General features: G+C 66.3%; 7 protein-coding genes. 4 read left to right on the top strand and 3 right to left on the bottom strand.

Annotated features, from left to right (window positions below; genetic code table 11):
- Positions 1-9: 9 nt before the first annotated feature.
- Entirely contained in the window at positions 10-696 is a 687-nt protein-coding gene (chpT, locus tag DBR10_RS11630; RefSeq protein ID WP_108504100.1) for a histidine phosphotransferase ChpT, read from the bottom strand.
- 65 nt (positions 697-761) lie between these two features.
- Between chpT and DBR10_RS11635 the strand changes: the two genes are divergently transcribed.
- The 3 genes from DBR10_RS11635 to DBR10_RS11645 all read left to right on the top strand — a co-directional run bounded on the left by DBR10_RS11635 (position 762) and on the right by DBR10_RS11645 (position 3350).
- Positions 762-947: a DUF3553 domain-containing protein gene (locus DBR10_RS11635; protein ID WP_108488442.1), complete on the top strand. Its 186-nt coding sequence runs from the start codon at positions 762-764 to the stop codon at positions 945-947.
- A 12-nt stretch (positions 948-959) separates the two neighbouring features.
- Positions 960-1757, top strand: a complete 798-nt coding sequence (cysQ, locus tag DBR10_RS11640; RefSeq protein WP_108488441.1) for a 3'(2'),5'-bisphosphate nucleotidase CysQ — start codon at positions 960-962, stop codon at positions 1755-1757.
- Between the two features lie 168 nt (positions 1758-1925).
- Positions 1926-3350, top strand: coding sequence for a sensor histidine kinase (locus tag DBR10_RS11645; RefSeq protein WP_108503675.1), 1425 nt, complete (start codon positions 1926-1928; stop codon positions 3348-3350).
- A gap of 18 nt (positions 3351-3368) precedes the next feature.
- On the opposite strand, the gene DBR10_RS11650 is transcribed toward DBR10_RS11645, so the two are convergent.
- Both DBR10_RS11650 and DBR10_RS11655 read right to left on the bottom strand, forming a co-directional pair.
- Positions 3369-3956, bottom strand: a complete 588-nt coding sequence (locus tag DBR10_RS11650; protein WP_108503674.1) for a malonic semialdehyde reductase — start codon at positions 3954-3956, stop codon at positions 3369-3371.
- Positions 3957-4042: 86 nt separating this feature from the next.
- Positions 4043-4612 carry a NifU family protein gene (locus DBR10_RS11655; protein WP_108490081.1) on the bottom strand — a complete coding sequence of 190 codons (570 nt, stop codon included), beginning with the start codon at positions 4610-4612 and terminating at the stop codon, positions 4043-4045.
- Between the two features lie 119 nt (positions 4613-4731).
- On the opposite strand from DBR10_RS11655, the gene DBR10_RS11660 reads away from it, so the two are divergent.
- Positions 4732-6000: a cytochrome P450 gene (locus tag DBR10_RS11660; protein ID WP_108503673.1), complete on the top strand. Its 1269-nt coding sequence runs from the start codon at positions 4732-4734 to the stop codon at positions 5998-6000.
- Positions 6001-6091: the final 91 nt, after the last annotated feature.

Below are 6091 nucleotides of genomic sequence, written 5' to 3' on the forward strand. Positions count from 1 at the left end.
CGGTTTGGCTCAGACCGGCACCCAGGCCGCAAGGCTGACGCGTTCTTCGCCGATCTCGACCCCGACCTGCCCTCCGGCCGCGCGGACCAGGGCATGCAGATAGGCCGCCTGGACCCAGGGGCCGCCGAGACCTTCCACCAGGGCTTCGCCCCGCAGGCCGGCCAGCACTTCCGGCCGCAGGCGGGCCCGCGGGCCCACGGCGTCGGCCGTGATGCAGTAGCGACCCTCTACCGCCAGGCCCCGCAAGGTGGCGACACCACCGGCCGGAAGGGCGCTGGCCGCCAGCTGGGCGATGTTCAGGATGGCGCGGGCCGACGGCTTGTTCATCGCCTGGGGCTCGATCGCCCAGACCATGCTCGGCCGAACGTGCTCGAATACGCCGCCGGCGAGCTTTTCCAGTTCACGCGAGTCGAACGCCTCGGCCGAGGCCGAAGCCCCGAACGCGACGCGACAGAACTGCAGCAGGTCGGCCAGTTTTCGCGCCGACGAGGCAATCAGGCTCATGGCGTCTTCGCGCATGTCCTGGGCACCCGGATCCTCCAGCAGGTCCAGGCCGGACACGATCGCGCTGGCCGGGCTGATGAAGTCGTGGCACAGGCGCGCCGCCAGCATGGCCGCGAAGTCGGGCCCGTTCACATCCACAGCGGCGGGTGCAGGGGCGGGGGCGGCGGTCTCGGGTGCGGCAGTGTCGGTCATGCCGGCGAGTCTGCCGTGATTTGAGGCTTTGGCAAACCGGGCGGTGCGCCTATCAGGGGCGGGCAATGGATCCGTTTCTCGAACCCGGCGTGCTTGTGAGCCACCCCGACCAGCCCGACTGGGGCCTGGGCCAGGTCCAGTCCGTGATCGGCCATCGCATCACCGTCAATTTTGAAGATGCCGGCAAGCAGACCATCGACGCCCAGCGCGTGACCCTGGTCTTTGTCGGGGACGATCCCCGGGGATCGTGACATGAGGATCTGATGAGCGTCTCCGACCTTCCCCTCGCTGCCCTGCCCCTCGCCGACTGGGGGCGCGCGCTGGCGGCCATCACCGAGGAAGCGGCGACGGTCATCCTGCCGTTCTGGCGGACAGAGCTGGACGTCAGCCAGAAGGCTGACTCCAGTCCCGTGACCGAGGCGGACCGTGCCGGCGAGCGCCTGATCCTTCAGCGGCTGGCCGAACAGTTCCCCGGCGTGCCGACCGTCTCCGAGGAATATGCCAGCGAGTTCGGGGCCCCCGAGGACATCGGCCCGCGGTTCTTCCTGGTCGATCCGGTCGACGGCACCAAGGCCTTCGTCCGCGGCGATCCCAACTTCACCGTCAATATCGGTCTGATCGAGAACGGTGTGCCGGTAGCCGGCGCGATCTGCGCCCCGGCGACGGGCGAGGTGTGGTTCACGGCGGCCGAAGGTGTACTCAAGCGCCTGTCGCCGGAGGCTCCGGAACTGCCGGTTACGGTGCGGCCCTGGCCGACCGGACAGGCTGTGGCGCTGGTCAGCCACACCATGAAGGAAGAGCGCGCCGCCGAACTGGCTGCCGAGTACGGCTTTGACCTCCGGACACCGATGGATTCCTCGATCAAGATGTGCCGCATCGCCGAGGGTTCAGCCGACATCTATCCCCGCCATGGGCCGACCATGGAATGGGACACCGCCGCCGGCCATGCCATTCTGGTGGCTGCCGGGGGGCGCTTCACGATGCCGGACGGCGGAGCCTTTCTCTACGGCAAGGCCGACCAGGGCTTCCGCAACGGCTGGTTCGTGGCCCGCGGGCTTTAACCGGGCCTATCCCCGGCACGCTGACGTGATCTCCTGCCGGGTCAATTCCGGTGACTCTGCCTTTTGTGAAGCGTAGCCTGACAGGAGCATCCGGGGCTTGCTGCGACATCCGCAGGATCGGGAACGCGTTGTCACGTGCTGTCGAAGGGGCGCTCAGGATGGGCCAGGATGACTGACGATGTCGCCCCTCCGGCGGTGTCTCCCAGTGTCGCCACGGCCCTGAGACATGCGCCACTGGGCATTGCGATCTTTGACCGGGACATGCGCTATCTGGCGGCGTCGCACCAGTTCCTGACCGACCAGGACCTGCCGGCGGACACGCTGCTGATCGGCCGCCGGCACTACGAGGTCTTTCCGGAAATCCCCCAGGTCTGGCGTGACCTGCATGCCCGGGTGCTGGCCGAAGGTATTGAGCTGCGCAGTGGCGAGGGTGACCGCTACGTCGACCGCAACGGCAAGGTGCAGTGGATCCGCTGGTCCATGGCCCCCTGGCGGACCGACGGCGGAAGCGTGGCCGGGCTGGTGCTCTACACCGAGGTGGTGACCGAAGCGGTTGAGGCCCGGCGGCAGCTGCAGGCGGCTGAAGCCCGCTATCGCGCGGTCTTCACCCAGGCGGCCATGGGTGTGGCCCGCGTGGCGGCTGAAGGCCGCTTTCTCGAGATGAACGACCAGTTCTGCGCCATCGTGCAGCGCAGCCGTGAAGCCTTGCAGGCCGGCCAGTTCCGCGATCTGGTCCCGGAGAGCGAGCGAGACGACACCATTTCGGCGGCCCGGGCGCTTCTTGCGGGCGAGCGGGACAGTTTTGTCGCCGAGCGACAGATCCTGGCGGGCGATACGGGGGAGTTGATCTGGATCCACCTGACGGTCTCGCCGATCCAGACCGGCGATGATCCGCCCTATCTGCTGCTGATAATATCCGACATCGGCGACCGCAAGGCGGCCGAGTACGAGCAGCGTCACTATCAGGGGCAGCAGCGCCTGCTGATCAATGAGCTGAACCACCGGGTGAAAAACACCCTCGCCACGGTTCAGTCGATGGCGGCCCAGACCCTGAAGACCGAGCCCGACCCCCTGATCGCCTTTGACAAGTTCGAGGCGCGCCTGATGGGCCTGTCCCGGGTCCATGATGTGCTGACCCAGGAGAGCTGGCATGGCGCGGACCTGCGGGCCGTGGCGGATCGCGCCCTGGCCCCCTTTGCCGAAGCGGCCGGCCGCATTGTGCTGGGTGGGGCGGCCGTCTGGCTTGCCCCGGGCGGAGCGCTGACCATGGCCCTGATTTTTCACGAACTGGCGACCAACGCCCTGAAGTACGGAGCCCTGTCCTGTGACGGCGGCCACGTGGCCCTGAACTGGACCTATGATCCCGAGCGGCGTGACCTGCAGCTGCACTGGCGGGAGACCGGCGGGCCGGCGGTCTCGCCACCCACCCGGCGCGGCTTTGGCTCACGCCTGATCGAGCGCAGCCTGCGCGGTGAACTGAATGGCTCGGCGACCATGGACTACCGGCCCGAAGGCCTCGTCTGCGCCATGATCGCCACCCTGTCCGAGCCGACAGGCGCCGGGCCCGGACACCAGGGTCAGGGGCGGCCGTAGCCTGCCCCGGTTGTGTCGTCAGACGATGCTGGCGGCTTCCTCGAAGTCGAGCCGCGGGCTGCGCGGGAACAGGTTTTCATCGGTGCCGTAGCCGATCGAGGCGATGAAATTGGACTTGATGTGGGTGCCCTCGAAGAAGGCCGCATCGACGCCGGCATTGTCGAAACCCGACATGGCTCCGACGTCCAGACCGAGAGCCCGGGCCGCCAGGATGAAGTAGCCGCCCTGCAGGGAGCTGTTGCGGAATGCGCCCCATTCCTTGGCGACCGGGTCGCCGAACCAGTTTTTGGCACCGGGGGCGTGAGGGAACAGCTTGTCGAGGGTCTCCGGGAAGTCGAGATCGTAGCCGATGATCACCGTGACCGGGGCCGCCAGGATCTTGGGGCCGTTCGAGCCCGACGAGAGGGCCGCCAGCCTGGCCTTGGCCTCGGGGCTGGTCACGAACACGAAGCGGGCCGGGGTCGAGTTGGCCGCTGTGGGGCCGAACTTCACCAGGTCATAGAGCTCGCGCAGGACGGGCTCGGGGATCGGATCGGACTTCCAGCCGTTGCGCGTCCGCGCTTCGGTGAACAGTTGGGCGAGCGCGGCGGCATCGAGCTTGGCCATGAGCGGTCCTTGATGGGGTATCAGCAACTTTGGTAGTTACAATATAAGTCGAGCCAAAAGCCGCGCAAGGTACGGCCCGGAAATTTCTAGAGGGTCTGCTCGACCCGGGTAACCTCGGGCACATAGTGCTTGAGCATGTTCTCGACGCCGGACTTCAGGGTCGCCGAAGAGGACGGACAGCCCGAGCAGGCCCCGCGCATGTGCAGCCAGACCACGCCGGTGGCGGGTTCGAACCGGTTGAAGACGATGTCGCCGCCGTCCTGGGCGACGGCCGGTCGGATCCGCGTATCCAGCAGCTCCTTGATCTCGGCGACGATCTGGCTCGTCTCCTCGTCATAGACGCCGTCATCGTCGTGTCCGCTCTGGACCTGGTCCAGCAGTAGCGGCCGGCCGCTGGTGAAATGGTCCATGATCGCGGCCAGGATCGGAGCCTTCAGATGCGGCCACTGGGCGTCCTCGCCCTTGGTCACGGTCAGAAAGTCCGGCCCGAAAAAGACCCGGGTGACGTCGCCCAGGTCAAACAGGGCGCGGGCCAGCGGCGAGGCGTCGCCGTCCTCGGAGGTCCGGAATTCGCGCGCTCCATCCCCCAGAACCTCGCGGCCGGGCAGGAACTTCAGCACCTCGGGATTGGGGGTGGTTTCGGTCTGGATGAACATGCCCGACAGATGGACCCGAGCCGGGCTTCGCGCAAGATGCACGGAGCTGCACAAAGAAAGGTGACACAGGCGTCATTTTCTGGCGTGATACGGAAAACAACGATCCGTGGGAGGGTCTCATGAGCGACGGCTCAATCGATCTGAGCGCCGATGCGCGCGCCAAAGCCTGGTCCATTCCGCTTGAGGACCTGCATGTTGCCGATCCGGCCCTGTTCAAGGCCGACGCCATGTGGCCCTATTTCGAGCGACTGCGGAAAGAGGACCCGGTCCACTATTCCAAGGGCGACGAGGAGACCGGCCCCTACTGGTCGGTGACCAAGTACAACGACATCATGGCTGTCGACACCAATCACGCGGTGTTCTCGTCCGATGCGCACCTGGGCGGCATCACCATCCGGAACTTCGACGAGGACTTCGTCCTGCCGATGTTCATCGCCATGGACCCGCCCAAGCACGACATCCAGCGCAAGACCGTCAGCCCGATCGTCTCGCCGCAGAATCTGGCCAAGCTGGAAGGCCTGATCCGCGAGCGGGTGAACCTGATCCTCGACGCCCTGCCGGTCAACGAACCCTTCGACTGGGTCGACCGCGTCTCGATCGAGCTGACCACCCAGATGCTGGCCACCCTGTTCGACTTCCCGTGGGAAGAGCGCCGCAAGCTGACCCGCTGGTCGGACATCGCCACCGCCTCGCCGGAGAGCGGCCTGATCGAGAGCGAGGACGCCCGCCGGGCCGAACTGCTGGAGTGCCTGGCCTATTTCACCAATCTCTGGAACGAGCGGGTCAATGCCGAGGAGCCGGGCGGTGACCTGATCTCGATGCTGGCCCAGGGTGAAGCCACCAAGAACATGCCGCCCATGGAGTATCTGGGGAACATCATCCTGCTGATCGTCGGCGGCAATGACACGACCCGCAATTCCCTGACCGGCGGCCTCTACGCCCTGTCGAAGAATCCGGAGCAGGAAGCCAAGCTGCGGGCCAATCCCGAGCTGATCCCGTCGATGGTGTCGGAGATCATCCGCTGGCAGACGCCGCTGGCCCACATGCGCCGCACGGCTCTGGAAGATGTCGAGCTGGCCGGCAAGCAGATCAAGAAGGGCGACAAGGTCGTCATGTGGTACGTCTCGGGCAACCGCGACGACACGGTGATCGAGAACGCCGACAGCTTCATCATTGACCGCGAAAATCCCCGCCGTCACCTGTCGTTCGGCTTCGGCATCCACCGCTGCGTGGGCAACCGCCTGGCCGAGATGCAGCTGAAGATCGTCTGGGAAGAGATCCTCAAGCGCTTCCCCAAGATCGAGGTCCTGGAAGAACCCAGCCGGGTCTATTCCAGCTTCGTGAAGGGCTATGAGCGGATGATGGTGCGGATCCCGGAACGGGTCTAGGCACCAGACACTCACCCCCTCCGCGCCTTCGGCGCTCCTCCCCCTTGGGGGGAAGATGAGGTTTGTGCGGCCTTGTCCTCCCCCTTTGGGG

The sequence above is a fragment of the Caulobacter sp. HMWF025 genome, assembly GCF_003060965.1.
GTDB lineage: Bacteria > Pseudomonadota > Alphaproteobacteria > Caulobacterales > Caulobacteraceae > Caulobacter.